Annotated in this window: 12 protein-coding genes; 7 read left to right on the top strand and 5 right to left on the bottom strand. The window is 67.2% G+C overall.

The genetic code is table 11. From position 1 onward, the window contains the following. Nucleotides 1–50 precede the first annotated feature (50 nt). The 4 genes from pheS to ACQ450_RS10820 are packed head-to-tail and all read left to right on the top strand — an operon-like array spanning nucleotide 51 to nucleotide 5,969. On the top strand, nucleotides 51–1,136 hold the full coding sequence (gene pheS, locus ACQ450_RS10835) for a phenylalanine--tRNA ligase subunit alpha (protein ID WP_431469280.1): 1,086 nt from the start codon (nucleotides 51–53) through the stop codon (nucleotides 1,134–1,136). Next, nucleotides 1,133–3,553, top strand: coding sequence for a phenylalanine--tRNA ligase subunit beta (gene pheT / locus ACQ450_RS10830; RefSeq protein WP_431469279.1), 2,421 nt, complete (start codon nucleotides 1,133–1,135; stop codon nucleotides 3,551–3,553). Before pheS ends, pheT begins: the two co-directional genes overlap by 4 nt. Nucleotides 3,554–3,599: 46 nt before the next feature. Further along, on the top strand, nucleotides 3,600–4,346 hold the full coding sequence (locus tag ACQ450_RS10825) for an SDR family NAD(P)-dependent oxidoreductase (protein WP_431469278.1): 747 nt from the start codon (nucleotides 3,600–3,602) through the stop codon (nucleotides 4,344–4,346). A 54-nt stretch (nucleotides 4,347–4,400) separates the two neighbouring features. Next, on the top strand, nucleotides 4,401–5,969 hold the full coding sequence (locus ACQ450_RS10820; protein ID WP_431469277.1) for a peptide chain release factor 3: 1,569 nt from the start codon (nucleotides 4,401–4,403) through the stop codon (nucleotides 5,967–5,969). Between the two features lie 187 nt (nucleotides 5,970–6,156). Here the strand turns inward: ACQ450_RS10820 and ACQ450_RS10815 are convergent, their stop codons facing one another. After that, entirely contained in the window at nucleotides 6,157–7,443 is a 1,287-nt protein-coding gene (locus tag ACQ450_RS10815) for a spinster family MFS transporter (protein ID WP_431469276.1), read from the bottom strand. A 91-nt stretch (nucleotides 7,444–7,534) separates the two neighbouring features. Continuing rightward, the gene (locus ACQ450_RS10810) at nucleotides 7,535–9,883 is read right to left on the bottom strand and encodes a TonB-dependent receptor (RefSeq protein WP_431469275.1); all 2,349 of its coding nucleotides are present in this window, start codon (nucleotides 9,881–9,883) and stop codon (nucleotides 7,535–7,537) included. Nucleotides 9,884–10,005: 122 nt separating this feature from the next. Between ACQ450_RS10810 and ACQ450_RS10805 the strand changes: the two genes are divergently transcribed. Then, nucleotides 10,006–10,647: a TetR/AcrR family transcriptional regulator gene (locus tag ACQ450_RS10805; RefSeq protein WP_431469274.1), complete on the top strand. Its 642-nt coding sequence runs from the start codon at nucleotides 10,006–10,008 to the stop codon at nucleotides 10,645–10,647. Between the two features lie 18 nt (nucleotides 10,648–10,665). On the opposite strand, the gene ACQ450_RS10800 is transcribed toward ACQ450_RS10805, so the two are convergent. Both ACQ450_RS10800 and ACQ450_RS10795 read right to left on the bottom strand, forming a co-directional pair. Beyond that, nucleotides 10,666–11,190: a YceD family protein gene (locus ACQ450_RS10800; RefSeq protein ID WP_431469273.1), complete on the bottom strand. Its 525-nt coding sequence runs from the start codon at nucleotides 11,188–11,190 to the stop codon at nucleotides 10,666–10,668. Further along, nucleotides 11,187–11,696: a ubiquinol-cytochrome C chaperone family protein gene (locus ACQ450_RS10795; RefSeq protein ID WP_431469272.1), complete on the bottom strand. Its 510-nt coding sequence runs from the start codon at nucleotides 11,694–11,696 to the stop codon at nucleotides 11,187–11,189. Before ACQ450_RS10795 ends, ACQ450_RS10800 begins: the two co-directional genes overlap by 4 nt. Before the next feature lie 118 nt (nucleotides 11,697–11,814). Between ACQ450_RS10795 and ACQ450_RS10790 the strand changes: the two genes are divergently transcribed. After that, nucleotides 11,815–12,279, top strand: a complete 465-nt coding sequence (locus tag ACQ450_RS10790) for an outer membrane protein assembly factor BamE (protein ID WP_188053497.1) — start codon at nucleotides 11,815–11,817, stop codon at nucleotides 12,277–12,279. A 125-nt stretch (nucleotides 12,280–12,404) separates the two neighbouring features. Further along, nucleotides 12,405–12,929, top strand: coding sequence for an RcnB family protein (locus tag ACQ450_RS10785; protein WP_431469271.1), 525 nt, complete (start codon nucleotides 12,405–12,407; stop codon nucleotides 12,927–12,929). Between the two features lie 122 nt (nucleotides 12,930–13,051). Here ACQ450_RS10785 and pbpC read toward each other — a convergent pair whose 3' ends face one another. After that, on the bottom strand, nucleotides 13,052–15,148 hold the full coding sequence (pbpC, locus tag ACQ450_RS10780; RefSeq protein ID WP_431471213.1) for a penicillin-binding protein 1C: 2,097 nt from the start codon (nucleotides 15,146–15,148) through the stop codon (nucleotides 13,052–13,054). Nucleotides 15,149–15,171 lie beyond the last annotated feature (23 nt).

The raw sequence follows: 15,171 nt of genomic DNA, 5'->3' as shown, positions 1-15,171 counted from the left end.
CGAAACGCGCCATTGCGCCGCCCGTCCCCTTTTGCTTTGGAGGCCGCGCAATGACCACCGATCTCGATCAGCTCCGCCAGGACCTTCTAGCGTCCGTCGATGCCGCCGCCGGCCTTGAGGCGCTGGAGGCGCTGCGCGTCCACGCGCTCGGCAAATCGGGCGCGGTGACCGCGCTTCTGAAGACGCTGGGCAAGATGAGCCCCGAGGAGCGTCAGACGGAGGGGCCGCGCATCCACGGGCTGCGCGAGGACGTGACCGAGGCGATTGCCGCGCGCAAGGCGGCGCTGGAGGCGGCGCAGCTCGAGGCACGGCTGGCGACCGAGACGGTCGACCTCACGCTGCCGGTCGATCTGCCGCCGCAGGGCACCGTGCACCCCGTGAGCCAGGTGATGGACGAGCTCGCCGAGATCTTCGCCGACCTTGGCTTCTCGGTCGCAACCGGGCCGGAAATCGAGGACGACTGGCACAATTTCACTGCGCTCAACATTCCGGAGACGCATCCGGCGCGGGCGATGCACGACACCTTCTATTTCCCGGAAGGCGAGGACGGCGCGCGCAAGATGCTGCTGCGCACCCACACCAGCCCGGTGCAGATCCGCACGATGCTGAGCGGTCCGCCGCCGATCCGGATCATCGCTCCCGGCCGCACCTATCGCTCGGATTCCGACGCCACCCACACGCCGATGTTCCATCAGGTCGAGGGGCTGGTGATCGACAAGGGGATCACGCTCGGCCACCTCAAATGGACGCTCGAGACGTTCCTCAAGGCGTTCTTCGAGCGCGACGACATCGTGCTGCGTCTGCGGCCGAGCTATTTCCCCTTCACCGAGCCGTCGGCCGAAGTCGATGTCGGCTACACGCTTGAGAAGGGCAAGCGCGTGATCGGCGGCAGCGGCGGCGGCTGGCTCGAAGTCCTCGGCAGCGGGATGGTGCATCCCAAGGTGATCGCCGCCTGCGGGCTCGATCCCGAGGAATGGCAGGGCTTTGCCTTCGGCTGCGGGATCGACCGGCTGGCGATGCTCAAATACGGGATGGACGATTTGCGCGCCTTCTTCGACGGCGACCTGCGCTGGCTGCGCCACTATGGCTTCTCGGCGCTCGACGTGCCCACGCTGAGCGGGGGAGTGGGCGCATGAAGTTCACGCTGAACTGGCTGAAGGCGCATCTCGAGACCGATGCGGATGTCGACACGATCGTCGAGACGCTGACTCGCATCGGCCTCGAAGTCGAAGGTGTCGATAATCCGGGCGAGAAGCTCGCCGCATTCCGCGTCGCCAAGGTGTTGACCGCCGAGCCCCACCCCAATGCGGACAAGCTGCAGGTGCTTTCGGTCGAAGCCGGTGACGGCCCGCTCCAGGTGGTATGCGGCGCACCCAACGCGCGGGCGGGAATGATCGGCGTGTTCGGGCCGCCGGGCGCCTATGTGCCCGGCAGCGGATTCGAACTGAAGGTCGCCGCGATCCGCGGAGTCGAATCGAACGGCATGATGTGTTCGGTGCGCGAACTCGAGCTGGGCGACGCGCATGAGGGGATCATCGATCTGGGCGGCGACGCCGAGGGTGCGGTGGGCCTGCCCTACCCCGATTATGCCGGGCTGACCGATCCGGTGATCGACGTGTCGATCACGCCCAACCGGCAGGATTGCATGGGCGTGCGCGGAATCGCGCGCGATCTGGCTGCCGCGGGGATTGGAACGCTGAAGCCGCTGGCGCAAGTCTATGCCCATGTGGAACTCGAGCCGGGCGCGGGCGGCGCGCAGGTCGCTTCGGTCGACGGCGAAGGCGCAGGGCCGGACGTGCGGACCGACGACCCCGAGGGCTGCCCCGCCTTCTATGCGCAGAATGTGTCGGGCGTGAGCAATCGCGCTGCCCCGCCGTGGATGCAGCGGCGGCTCACTGCAATCGGCCAGAAGCCGATTTCGGCGCTGGTCGACATCACCAATTTCGTCTCGGTCGATCTCGGGCGGCCGCTGCACGTCTATGACCGGGCAAAGCTCTCGGGCGGGCTTGTCGCGCGCAAGGCGAGGCCGGGCGAGCAGATGCTGGCGCTGAACGGCAAGACCTATGTACTCGACGAGACGATGATCGTGATCGCCGATGATGCGCAGGTCCATGACATCGGCGGCATCATGGGCGGCGAGGAATCGGGCGTTTCCGACACTACGACCGATGTGCTGATCGAATGCGCCTGGTTTGATCCCGATCATATCGCGCGCACCGGGCAGAAGCTGGGTCTCACGTCGGACGCGCGCCAGCGGTTTGAGCGCGGAGTCGATCCCGCCTTCCTGGATGCCGGGCTGGCGATCGCCACGCGGCTGGTGCTTGCCCTGTGCGGAGGCACGCCGAGCGGCATCACGCGCGCAGGCACGCCGCCGGCCAAGCCGCGCAGCGTGCGTTTCGTGCCGGACATGGCGCGAACGCTGGGCGGGCTGGAACTCGACGCCGCCACGCAGCGCGACATTCTGAGCCGGCTCGGCTTCGAAGTGAGCGAAGACGGCAGCGAGGCAGTCGTGCCGAGCTGGCGGCGCGATGTCGAAGGGCCGGCCGATCTGGTCGAGGAAGTGATCCGCATCGCCGGCATCGACACGGTACCCGCCGAGCCGCTGCCGCGCGCGCCCGGCGTGGCGCGGCCGACCGCCACGCCCGAGCAGCTGCTCGAGCGCAAGCTGCGCCGTTCGGCGGCGGCGCGCGGACTGAACGAGGCCGTTACCTGGAGCTTCATCTCGGAGGCAGAGGCTGCGCCATTCGGCGGCGGCGCCTGGACTCTGGCCAATCCGATCAGCGAGGAGCTGAAGGTGATGCGCCCCTCGCTGCTGCCGGGGCTGCTCGCGGCGGCGGAGCGCAATCTGAAGCGAGGGGCAGACGGTGCCCGCCTGTTCGAGATCGGACGGCGCTATTTCGCCGACGGCGAACGGCCGACTTTGGGGCTGGTGCTCGCGGGCGCGCGCAGTGCGCGCACCTGGCGGAGCGGCAAGGCGCAGCCGTTCGATGCCTATGACGCCAAGGCCGAGGCGCTCGCGCTGCTCGAAGCGGCAGGCGCACCGGTCGCCAATCTGCAGGTGATGGGCGAGGCGGGCGAGGTTTGGCATCCCGGCCGTTCGGGCACGTTGCGGCTCGGACCCAAGACGGTGCTCGCCGCATTCGGCGTGCTGCATCCGAGCGTGCTCAAGGCATTCGATCTCGACGACGATGTCGCAGCGGTGGAGCTGTATCTGGATGCGCTTCCCGGAAAGCGCGCGAGCGGGTTCATGCGCCCGGCCTATGCGCCGCCCGCGCTGCAGCCGGTCACGCGCGATTTCGCCTTCCTCGTCGATGCGGGGAAGCCGGCGGGCGATCTGGTCCGCGCAGTGAAGGGGGCCGACAAGGCGACGATCACCGAGGCGCGGCTGTTCGACGTATTCACCGGCACCGGCGTCCCCGAGGGCAAGAAGAGCCTGGCGATCGAAGTGACGCTCCAGCCGGGCGAGAAGAGCTTCACCGACGAGGAGCTGAAGGCGATCGGCGACAAGGTGGTCGCGGCGGCGGCGAAGCAGGGCGCGGAGCTGCGGGGCTGAACGAAGCTGTCCTCCCATGGTTCAGATCAGCAACAGGAGAAAGCCCATGCCAACCGCACTCGTCACAGGCGCGACCGCCGGCATCGGCGAAGCCACCGCGCGCGCGCTTGTCGACGCCGAGTGGCACGTTATCGGCACCGGGCGCCGGGCCGAGCGACTCGACGCACTGAAGGCCGAGCTGGGCGATTCCTTCCACGGCGCCCAGTTCGACGTGCGCGACGGCGCGGCGTTCGATTCGGCCATGGCGGCGCTACCCGAGGCGTTTCGGGCGATCGATCTGCTGGTGAACAATGCCGGCCTCGCGCTCGGCACCGCGCCAGCGCAGGAGTCCTCGCTCGACGATTGGCAGACGATGATCGACACCAACGTGTCGGCATTCGTGGCGATCACGCGCAAGCTGCTGCCCGGGCTGATCGCGCGCAAGGGCGCGATCGTGAACCTAGGCTCGGTGGCGGGGAGCTACATCTATCCCGGCGGCAACGTCTATGCCGGCAGCAAGGCGTTCGTGAACCATTTCAGCCTCGCGCTGCGCGCCGACCTGCACGGCACCGGCGTCCGCGTGACCTCGATCGAACCGGGCATGGTCGAGACCGAGTTCACCATGGTGCGCACCGGCGGATCGCGCGAGGCGTCGGACACGCTCTACGCCGGGGCGAACCCGATGACGGCGGAGGACATCGCCGAGACGATCCTGTGGGTCGCGACGCTGCCGCCGCATCTCAACATCAACCGGCTCGAGCTGATGCCGGTGAATCAGTCGTTCCAGGGCTTTGCCGTGCACCGGGAAGAGTGAGCCGGCGCGGCGCCGCACTCGACGGGTTCGGCGCCAGCCGCTAGAGCGCGCGCGATGAGCACACCCCAAGATCGCCGCACCTTCGCGATCATCTCGCATCCCGACGCCGGCAAGACGACGCTGACCGAAAAGCTGCTGCTGTTCGGCGGCGCGATCCACCTTGCCGGTGAAGTGAAGGCGCGCGGCCAGGCGCGCCGCGCGCGTTCCGACTGGATGAAGATCGAGCAACAGCGCGGCATTTCGGTCACGTCGTCGGTGATGACGTTCGAACGCGACGGCGTGACCTTCAACCTGCTCGATACGCCGGGCCATGAGGATTTCAGCGAGGACACCTATCGCACGCTGACGGCGGTCGATTCGGCGGTGATGGTGATTGACGTCGCCAAGGGCATCGAGAGCCAGACACGCAAGCTGTTCGAGGTCTGCCGACTCCGCAACGTCCCGATCATCACCTTCGTCAACAAATGCGACCGCGAGGGCCGCGAGGTGTTCGAGACGCTGGACGAGGTCGCCGACCTGCTCCAGCTCGATGTGGCGCCGATGACCTGGCCGGTAGGCATGGGCGGCACGTTCGAGGGGATCTTCGACCTGCACACGAACAAGCTGCTGCTGCCCGAAGGGCCGAGCCGCGAATTCCAGGGCAAGGTGGTGCAGACCAGCGGACTCGACGATCCGCAGCTCGACGCGCTGATTTCGGCCGACAATCTCGCCAAGCTACGCGAGGACGCCGAGCTGGCGCTGGCGGGCTATGCCGATTTCGACGGCGCGGCCTATCGCAACGGCGATCTCACGCCGGTGTTCTTCGGATCGGCGCTCAAGGAGTTCGGCGTCGACGCGCTGATCGCGGCGCTGGCCGAACATGCGCCGCCGCCGCGCGCGCAGCCGGCCGAGCCCGCCGCGGTCGAGCCGAGCCGCGACGAAGTGACCGGATTCGTGTTCAAGGTGCAGGCGAACATGGACCCGAACCACCGCGACCGGATCGCATTCATGCGTCTGTGCTCGGGCACCTTCAAGCGCGGCATGAAGCTGACGCCCTCGGGCCATGGCAAGCCGATCGCGATCCATTCGCCGATCCTGTTCTTCGCCCGCGAGCGCGAGCTGGCGGACGAGGCCTATCCGGGGGACATCATCGGCATTCCGAACCACGGCACGCTGCGCGTGGGCGACACGCTGTCGGAAAAGGCGACCGTGCGCTTCACCGGACTACCCAATTTCGCGCCGGAGATTCTGCGCCGCGTAGCGCTGAAGGATCCGACCAAGACCAAGCAGCTGCGCAAGGCGCTGGACGACATGGCCGAGGAAGGCGTGACTCAGGTCTTCTATCCCGAGATCGGATCGAACTGGATCATCGGCGTGGTCGGGCAGCTGCAGCTCGACGTGCTGCTCTCGCGGCTCGACGCGGAGTATAAGGTTGCCGCCGGGCTGGAAATGGCGCCGTTCGAGACGGCGCGCTGGGTTTCGGGCGAGCCGGCAGCGCTGAAGGAATTCGCCGACCTTAACCGCAGCGCGATGGCGAAGGATCGCGACGGCAATCCGGTGTTCCTCGCGAAGAGCGCGTGGGAAGTCGGCTATATCGCCGATCGCTATCCGAAAATCACCTTCGCGGCGACCCGCGAGCGGTGAGGGAGGCCGGGCGACCGAACGGGGGGAAGGTCGCCCGGCCTGGTTGCCGTAAAACAATGCTCTCGGCCACGGCGCCGATATGGGCCCCGCTCCCCTCCGGCGCGATTCGGTAGCTTAACGACTCGGTAAGCTACGTAGGTTGAAACGCCGCCGTTCGGTCTCTCGCGAGCGTGCGCGCCGAGCCGGATCAGCCTTCCACCCAGTCCCGCCGCAGCGTCCGCACCGCCAGGAACATCAGCACCGAGGCGAGCGCGTAGAAGCCGAGCGCCGCGATCATCGAATAGCGCAGCGACTCATTGCCGAACTGCGCGGCCATCGAGTCGGACATCGCGCCCATCACCCAGGAGCCCGCCCCCAACCCGATCAGATTGTTGATCAGAAGGAAGCTTGCCGAGGCAGTCGCGCGCATGTGCGAGGGAACCAGATTCTGGATCGCGGTCGTCACCGGGCCGAGCCACAGAATGTTGAGCCCGTTCGGAATGACCAGGAAGAACCAGGCCATGATCGGCGATGTCGACCAAAATCCCGCAGCGAAGAGCGGCAGCGTGATCAGAAAGGCGATGGCTGGGAGCCTCGCATAATTGCCCCGATCGCGCGTGCCGAGCCGATCGGCGAGCCAGCCGCCCATGAAGACGCCCAGCGTACCGCCGATGAGCAGCAGCGACCCCATGAACTGCGACGCGCCGAGCAGATCGAAGCCAAAGCTGCGCATCAGCAGCGCGGGCGTCCAGAAAGCGAGGCCATAGCCGCACAGCGAGCTCGAAGCGGCGCCGAACGCGAGCAGCCAGAAACTGGGCTTGCGCGAGAGGATCGGGAACACGGTGGCGAGCGGCGCACGTTCGGCGGGGGGCGACGCGCTCACTGGATCGCTCATCCCGCGAACCGGTTCGCGTACCACCAGGCGGAAGATCGGCGCGATCAGAACTCCAAGAATGCCGACCACGATGAACGCCATGCGCCAATCGACCGCGGCGGCGATATAGCCGCCCAGAATCGCCCCGAGCGCGAGACCCACGGGAATGCCGAGCGAATAGATCGCCAGCGCACGCGAGCGGCTTTCCGGCGGGTAGTAATCGGCAATGATCGCATAGCTTGGGGCGACGCCGCCCGCTTCGCCGACACCGACGCCGAGCCGGAAGAAGAACAGCTGCCAGAAGCTGGTCGCCAGGCCGCACAGCGCCGTGAAGCCGCTCCACACGGTGAGGCTGATGGTGATGACCCAGCTGCGGCTGGTGCGGTCCGCGATCAGCGCGAGCGGCACGCCGAGCACCGAATAAAGCATGGCGAAGGCGATTCCGCCCAACATGCCCATCTGCGTATCGTCGAGCCCGAGGTCGGCCTTGATCGGCTCGACCAGGATGCCGAGGATCTGCCGGTCGAGGAAATTGAACGTATAGACCAGCAGCAGCATCGCCAGCACGACGTTGCGATAGCCGCGCGTGGCGGGCGGAGTGGTGGCGGTCGCGGGCGTCATGGCATCCTTCCTATCGGTGTGTGCCGCAGAAAAGAAGCCGGACGTTCGAGGAACGCCCGGCTTCCCGAGTTTCAGTGCGGAGCCGTCGCGATCAGAAGCGGAAGCCCGCCGTGATGCTCCAGGTGCGCGGATCGCCGTAATAAGCCGTCTGAATGTTGCCGATGCTGGAGAATTCCTGGCCGTCGGTCTTGTACAGGCTGCCGGTCAGGTTCTTGACGCCGCCGCGCAGATAGAAACGCCCATCCTCGGTCGTGTACTGAACGAAGGCATTGGCCAGCTCATAGCCGTCCTCGGTCAGCCCGGGGCGGTTGTCGATCGACAGATAATGCTTGTCGACGAAGCGCAGGTCGCCGCCGAAGGTGATCCCGCCGGCATTGCCGAGATCGATCGTATAGTCGGTCGCGAACGACAGAGTGATCGGCGGCGCGAAGGCGGGTTCGCACACGATCTCGTTGCCGGTGGGATTGCACGAGAAGGCCGAGGCGGGGGCGCGCCGCGCATCGTCGAACTCGAGATAATCGGCATTGAGGTATCCGAACGAGGTGCGCACCGACCATTCGGGGACGGGGCGCACATCGGCTTCGAATTCGAAGCCCCAGATGCGCAGCTTGCCGGCATTGAGCACGGGCAGCGCGCCGCCGGTGCCGGTGTTGTTGCCAGCGCCCACACGCGCCTGGAAGTCGCGATAGTCGGAATAGAATACCGCGCCGGACAGGTTCACTCGGCCGTCTAGGAAGCGGCCCTTGGCGCCGCCTTCATAGGTCCACACCGTTTCCGGCTCGAAATAGGGCCGGATGGTGGTGACCCCGTCCACCACTTCGGTGACGTCGTTCAGGCTGTTGACGCGGCCGTTGAAGCCGCCCGACTTGAAGCCGCGCGAGGCGGAAACATAGAGGAGTGTGTCGCGCGTGGGCTTGTAGGAAAGCGTGACGCTGGGCGTCCACGCATCGAACGTCGCTTCGTTGGTGGCGTTATAGGGCGCCGGCAGATCGTCCGGGAAGCGAAAGCTCAGGCCGTTCAGCAGCGCCAGGCTCGACGCAGTGACGGTGTAGCGGTCATACCGCTTCTCTTCCTTGGTGTAGCGCAGGCCGCCGGTCACGCTGAACTGGTCGGTCAGATCATAGGTCAGCTGGCCATAGGCGGCATAGCTGTTGAGCCGCTGATCGTCGTCGATGAAGCGCGTGAAGGCGTATCCGACCGCCGGCGTCAGCTCGAACAGATCGTCGGCATAGGCCTCCTGGTGCGACGTCACCTTCTCGTAGAGATAATAGAGGCCGAACACGCCGTTCAGCCGGTCGGAGCTGTACTTGAGCTGCAGTTCCTGGCTGAACTGATACTGATCGATCCCGACGAACACGTCGCCCAGCTCGAACTCGGTCGCGTCGATGTCGATATAGGCGTCGCTCACCAGATCGCGGTAGGCGCTGATCGACGTGACCGTAAAGCTGTCGCTCAGATCGATGTTCGCGGTGAGGTTCACGCCCCAGTGATCGAGCTCCTGCCCCTGGCCCGGAGCGAGCGAAGTGCGAGCGCGATAATCATACTCACCATAGGGGTAGGCGGGGCTCAGCACGCGCACGCCGGTGGTGAAGCTGGTGGCGAGCAGCGGCGCGGTCGCATAGCCGACGGTGGGCTCCGGGCGCTGGCGGGTGTAGTCCGCGCTCAGCAGCAGCTCGATGCTGTCGCTGGGCAGCGCGCGCAGGATGGCGCGGCCGGCGATCGTGTCGCGGTCGTTATACTCGCGTCCGTCGACCGGATCGGTGACCAGGCCGTCGCGCTGGTCGTACACGCCGGCAAGGCTGAGGCCGACCGTCCCGTCGACCAGCGGCGCGGAGACATAGCCGTTCACCAGCAGCTGATCGTAGCTGCCATAGGTGACGCTGCCTGCGGCGGTCAGATCGGTAACGCTCGGCTTGCGCGAGACGATGTTGACGGCGCCGCCCGTCGAGTTCTTGCCATAGAGCGTCCCCTGCGGGCCGCGCAGCACTTCGACCCGCTCTACGTCGAAAAGGTTGAACAGCGCGCCGTTGATGCGGCTGATATAGACGCCGTCGACATAGACGCCGACCGCCGGATCGAAGGTCTGCAGCGCGTCCGGCTGGCCGATGCCGCGGATGAAGATGTTGGCGTTCGACGCCGAGCCGCGGCCCTGCACCAGATTGAGGTTGGGAACCGTGCCCTGGATGCCGCTGAGATCGACCGCCTGGAGCTTCGCCAGATCCTCGTCCGAAATCGCCGTGACGGCGAGCGGGACATCGATGAGCCGTTCCTCGCGGCGGCGGGCCACGACGACGATCTCGTCGCTTTCGGCGATCTGCGTGTCGACGGCGCCGACGACCGGCTCCTCGACCGATTGCGCAGAGGCGGACGTTGCCGCCAGCGTGGCGAAGGCGGCGCCCGCGAACAGCAGCGGACGAACGGACGACAGACGGTGACTCATCGGAAAAGCTCCCTCCCCAAGACAGTTATCCCCGGCTTCGACGGCACGGGTTGTAAGCACTTGCCGGGAGCTATACTGAAACCTGAACCGGGTTTCAACTTGGATCGGGGAGAGGGGCTGAAATGGAGACGGAGCGTGGCATCGCGGCCACAATGCCGGCCGAAGCGGCGAGCGCCGGCAAGGAACCGCGCACGGCGCGCGGTCGCCGTACGCTGCGCGCGATCCTGGATGCGGCGGCGGAGGAGTTCGGCGAGAAGGGATTCCACGAAGGCTCGGTGAGCGGAATCACGCGGCGAGCCGGCGTCGCGCTGGGCAGCTTCTACACCTATTTCGATTCGAAGGACGCCGTGTTCCGGGCGCTGGTCCGCGACATGTCGAACCAGGTGCGCGAGCATGTGGCGCCCGCGCTGCGTGCCGCTCCGCACCAGATCGATGCCGAGCGCGCCGGCTTGCTGCACTTCATGCGGTTCGTGCGGCAGCACAAGGAGATCTATCGGATCATCGACGAGGCCGAATTCGTCGATCCCGAGAGCTTCCGCGCCCATTACACGACGACCGCCGAGCGCATCCGCGCGCGGCTCGAAGCGGCCGCGGCGCGCGGCGAAGTGATCCCCGAGGTCGGCGAGGTGCACGCCTGGGCGATCATGGGAATGAACGTGTTTCTCGGCCTGCGCTATGGCGTGTGGAGCGAGGACGCATCGCCGGAGGACGTCGCCGACACGGTAGCGGCGATGCTCGCGCGCGGCCTCGCCACCGGGAAATAGGCGCTCCGGCGCGGCCGTTCAGCCGCCGCGCTTCAGTTTTTCCTTGAGCTCGGCCAGCGCGCCGAAGGGCCCTGCCTCTTCCTCGCTCAGCACGCCGGCCTCCTTCAGCGCCTGCGCCGCTTCGGAGCTACGCGGAAAGGGGTCAAGCGCCAGCACCAGCGTCTCGGCGGCCGCCTCGCCCAGATCGATCGTCCCGCCGGCGTAAAAGACCGTATCGCATGCGCCCGCGTCGAGCTCGATCTCTTCGGCGTCGGTCTCCGGCTCGGGCAGGAAGCGCAGTTCGAACTCCTCGTCCACCGTCACCGGCAGCGGCACGCCGGTCGCGACGCACGCTTGAGTCGCGGCAGCGGAAAGGCGCCCGCGCGCATGGACCCCGACTGAGTCACGGCGCAGCGCATAGGTCGCCGCGATCCGATCGAGCGCGACGAGGCCGAACCGTCGCGCGAGCGCGGCGCGTTCGTCCGCGGTCGCTTCGACGGCGACCGTGCTCTCACCGGCCCCGATCCTGTCGAGCCGATGCGGGCGGGAGAATTCCGGCGTCACTCCGGAAGCTTCCCGGCGGCGAGCTGCTTGGCGGAAAACCCGTTCAATTCCTCGCGAAAGCGAGTCAGCGCGGCTTCGACATGCGCCAGAGCATCGGGCTGCGGCTCCGCGCCGCGATAGAGATTGCGGCCGAGCGCCGGCCCGAGGGCGCCTTCCGCAAGCGCAGCGCGATAGGCGCCGAGACGGCCGCCCAGCATCCCCATCATCTTGCCGATATGCTTGCCCACCACAAGGTCGCCGATGCCGATCTCGCGCAGCTGACCGTCCATGTCGTCAATGAAGCGCTCGGCAAGCGCGGTGGAGAGGCTCACGCCGGCCGGATCGCCTTCGAGGCGCAGCAATACCATCGCCAGCACCGATGCGATCATATCGAACCGTCCATCGAGCGTGTCGGGCACTCCGCCCTTACGATACCAGTGCGGGTCACGGCCGCGCGCGACGATCGCCGCATAAAGCACCGCGCCCTCGCTGCGATCGCGTGCGAGGAAGCGCTGAAGCAACTGCATGTCCTTTTCCCGTATCGCCGTCGCCTCCTTGTTTGGCGACGCTCTCCCGCATATTGAGGGGAATGGTACGTGATGCAATGCATCCGCGTGTTGCGTTCGATCCTGAGTGGAGAATGGAATGTCGGTGTCTTCCCTGCGCGCACCCCTGCTCGTGGCGGCTCTCGCGGTGGCGGCATCGGCCTGTGCGCCGTTGCGGAGCCACCAGGGCTATGTGATCGACGCGGATCTGGTGAACTCGATCCAGCCGGGCGTCGACAACCGCGAATCGGTGCTGCAGACGCTCGGGAATCCGACGCTGAGCGGCCAGTTTTCCGACCGCACCTGGTATTATGTCGCCCGCGATACGAAGTATCTGGCGTTCAACACGCCCGAGCCGACGCGCCAGGTGACGCTTCGAGTGACGTTCGACGACGCGGGGAACGTGACGGCGATCGACCGGACCGGCGAAGAGCTGATCGCATCGATCGATCCTTCCAACCGCAAGACGCCGACGCTCGGCCGCGAATCGGGCTTCTTTGAGGATCTGTTCGGCAACATCGGCACGGTCGGCGCTCCGGGCACCGGAGGACCGTCGGGCCCTTAACCTAGCTTTCGTTGCGATTACCGGGCCATTCCCGGCGAGTTCAGCCGCCCTTCTCCATACCGGCCCCTGTCGGCGGCCGCTTCGCTTCGTGCGGAGCGGCGCCGGAAGCCGCAGAGGAGATGGACATGAAGAAACTGATTTCCGCAGCGTTGATCGCTGCCGTCGCCATTCCGGTCGCGACGGTGCCGAGCGTTGCCAACGCCCAGTCGGCCCGCGAGCTGCGTCAGGACCGACGCGAAATCCGTCAGGAGCGCCGCGACCTGCGCGAAGCGCGCCGCTATGGCGACCGGCGCGACATCCGCCGCGAAGGGCGAGATCTGCGCGAGGCGCGGCGCGAATATCGCGACGATCGACGCGACTATCGCGAACACCGCTGGGGCGACCATGACTGGCGCCGCTATCGCAACGAGAATCGCCGCGTCTTCGCACGGGGCCACTGGCGGGCGCCGTTCCGCTATCAGCGGTTCCGGCCCGGCATCCGGATCAATTCGATGTTCTTCGGCCCGCGCTTTGCCGTGAACGACCCGTGGCGCTATCGCCTGCCGCCCGCCGGACGTTTCCAGCGGTACGTTCGCCATTATGACGATCTGCTGCTGGTGGATGTCCGCCGGGGAATCGTGGTGCGGGTCTACAACAACTTCTATTGGTGACTGCGGGGTTCGGCCGCGCCGATGCGCATTTCGGCGCGGCCGGTGCCCCTCGGCACCAGTCCCGAAAGGGGTAGGACCACCAGGCGCAACGCGCGGCCCGGCGATTGGTTCGGCACCTCGCGTCAGCGGATCGTGAAAAGAACCTGATCGACTACATCGCCGCGCAGATCGAGCAGCCGTAGCCGGTGACGGCCCGGGGCAGTGACGATCAGGGGCTGCGAATCCGCCGCCGCCAGATCGCGCCCGTCGAGCTGCAGCCGGTGGCCGGCGACTTCGCCGGTGACTGTTACCGAAAGCCGCTGCCGATCGGGTGGGATATCCGGATCGAGCGCATAGACACTGCCCGTGACCGGAGTGACGATCCGCGGCCGCCGCGCCGTCTGCGGCGCGAGCGACACAGTGGCTAGGCCGGTGCCGGCGAGGAAATACTCGCGGCGCGGCTGTTCCAGGTTGCCCGCGAAGCGCGTAAGCTGTTCCTCGATCCCCGGTGGGCGCGGCGGTGGCCGGCCCGGGCGACCGGCATGGATGGCGAGCATCACGTCCCGCCAGACCGGCGCCGCGCCGCTGGTCCCCGAAACCGCGCGCATCGGATCGCCTTCCAGATTGCCCACCCAGACCCCGACGGTGAATCGATCCGAAAAGCCGATGCACCAGTTGTCGCGCATCGCTTTGGACGTTCCTGTCTTGGCGGCGGCCCAGAACGGCAGGCGAAGCGCCGAATCGAGCCCGAAGGTGACGGCGCGGGCATTGGGATCGGCGAGCATGTCCGCGACGATCCATGCCGCTTGCGAGGAGAGGACCTTGCGCGGCTCGGCCGCTTCGGATTGGGTGGTCAGCCGGAGCGGCGACCAGAGCCCGCCGCGGGCGATGCTGCGAAACGCGGCGACCTGCTCCATCAACGTCACTTCCGCAGAGCCCAGCGCCAGCGAGAAGCCGTAATATTGCCCGTCTTCGGTGATCCCGCGATAGCCGGTATCCCCGAGCCGGTCGCGAAAGGCATCGACACCGGTGAGCAGCAGCGTGCGCACCGCAGGCACGTTGAGCGAGCCGGCCAGCGCATTGCGGGCAGAGACCGGGCCCTTGAACGCGCGGTCGTAATTCTGGGGGACGTACAGACCGGAGGCCGTGTCAAGCTGAACCGGCGAATCGTCGAGGATCGACGCGGGCGTCAGATATCCCCGCTCGATCGCCAGTGCGTACAGGAACGGCTTGAGCGTCGATCCGGCCTGCCGATAGCTGCTGGCGCCATCGACCGCCGGTGCCGTCGAAGCACCGCCGATGCCGCCAACATAGGCGAGCACATCGCCGCTTTCATTGTCGACGACGATGACCGCGCCGTCGCGCGCGCGGGTGCCCCCCAGTCCCTGCAGCTGGCGACGAAGCGCTGTGATCGCGATCTGCTGGACGCGCAGATCGAGCGTGGATTGGATCCTGAGGCCCGGCTCGATCAGCATGCGATCGGCGAGATGCGGAGCAAGGCCCGGATCGAGCTGAAGACTCCGGGCGGGGCCGAGCATCGACGCCGCCGCGCCGGCGAACCGGGCGCAATCACTCTCTTGCGAAAGCGCGCAGGCGCGACCGGCTACTTCGCTTGCACCGGCGCCGGGGTTTGGCAGCAGCGCGGCGAGCAGCAGCGCATCGTCGCGGCTCAGCGCGGCGGGCGTCTTGCCGAACAGGCTGAGCGCGGCAGCGCCGATCCCCTGCGCTTCGCCGCGGAACCCGGCGAGATTGAGATAGGCCTCGAGGATCTGATCCTTGGTCCAATGACCGTCGAGCGCGTCGCCGGCGCGCATCTGGCGCAACTTGTCCCAAAAGCTGCGCGAGCCGGGCGCCGCGAGCGCAGGCGAAAGATAGGCCGCGACCTGCATCGACAGCGTGCTGGCGCCGCGAACGCGCCTGCCCTCCACTCGGTCGCGGAGCGCGCCGCCGAGCGCCCACCAATCGACGCCACCATGGCGTTCGAACCGCCGATCTTCCGCCGCGGTCAGAACCGAGCGCGCGGCGGGCGAAATCTCCGCCAGCGGCGTCCAGGCGAGCCGGCGTGCGGCGAAATCGACTCGGCTGCTGTCGAGCAGCCGACCGTTGCGATCGTATAGCCAGGCCTCCGAAGGCTGCCAGCCGGCCCGCACCACTGCGAAACCGGGCAGCGGCGGCGGGAGCGTGATCCACCAGAAAGCGGCGAACAGGCCCAGGAACAGCGCGCCGGCCGCCCCGATCAGCCGATGCGGCGTGACACGGCCGC

Origin of the sequence: Sphingosinithalassobacter sp. LHW66-3, assembly GCF_050703275.1 — a bacterium.
GTDB lineage: Bacteria > Pseudomonadota > Alphaproteobacteria > Sphingomonadales > Sphingomonadaceae > Sphingomonas.
The sequence above is the reverse complement of the archived record's forward strand: the minus strand, read 5'-3'. Positions and strand labels throughout refer to the sequence as shown.

Coding starts and splice junctions, on each gene's coding strand:
- ACQ450_RS10825 (WP_431469278.1), top strand. CDS start 3,600: ATGCCAACCGCACTCGTCACAGGCGCGACCGCCGGCATCGGCGAAGCC.
- ACQ450_RS10790 (WP_188053497.1), top strand. CDS start 11,815: ATGTCGGTGTCTTCCCTGCGCGCACCCCTGCTCGTGGCGGCTCTCGCG.
- ACQ450_RS10820 (WP_431469277.1), top strand. CDS start 4,401: ATGAGCACACCCCAAGATCGCCGCACCTTCGCGATCATCTCGCATCCC.
- ACQ450_RS10815 (WP_431469276.1), bottom strand. CDS start 7,443: ATGACGCCCGCGACCGCCACCACTCCGCCCGCCACGCGCGGCTATCGC.
- ACQ450_RS10785 (WP_431469271.1), top strand. CDS start 12,405: ATGAAGAAACTGATTTCCGCAGCGTTGATCGCTGCCGTCGCCATTCCG.
- pheS (WP_431469280.1), top strand. CDS start 51: ATGACCACCGATCTCGATCAGCTCCGCCAGGACCTTCTAGCGTCCGTC.
- ACQ450_RS10805 (WP_431469274.1), top strand. CDS start 10,006: ATGGAGACGGAGCGTGGCATCGCGGCCACAATGCCGGCCGAAGCGGCG.
- pheT (WP_431469279.1), top strand. CDS start 1,133: ATGAAGTTCACGCTGAACTGGCTGAAGGCGCATCTCGAGACCGATGCG.
- ACQ450_RS10810 (WP_431469275.1), bottom strand. CDS start 9,883: ATGAGTCACCGTCTGTCGTCCGTTCGTCCGCTGCTGTTCGCGGGCGCC.
- ACQ450_RS10795 (WP_431469272.1), bottom strand. CDS start 11,696: ATGCAGTTGCTTCAGCGCTTCCTCGCACGCGATCGCAGCGAGGGCGCG.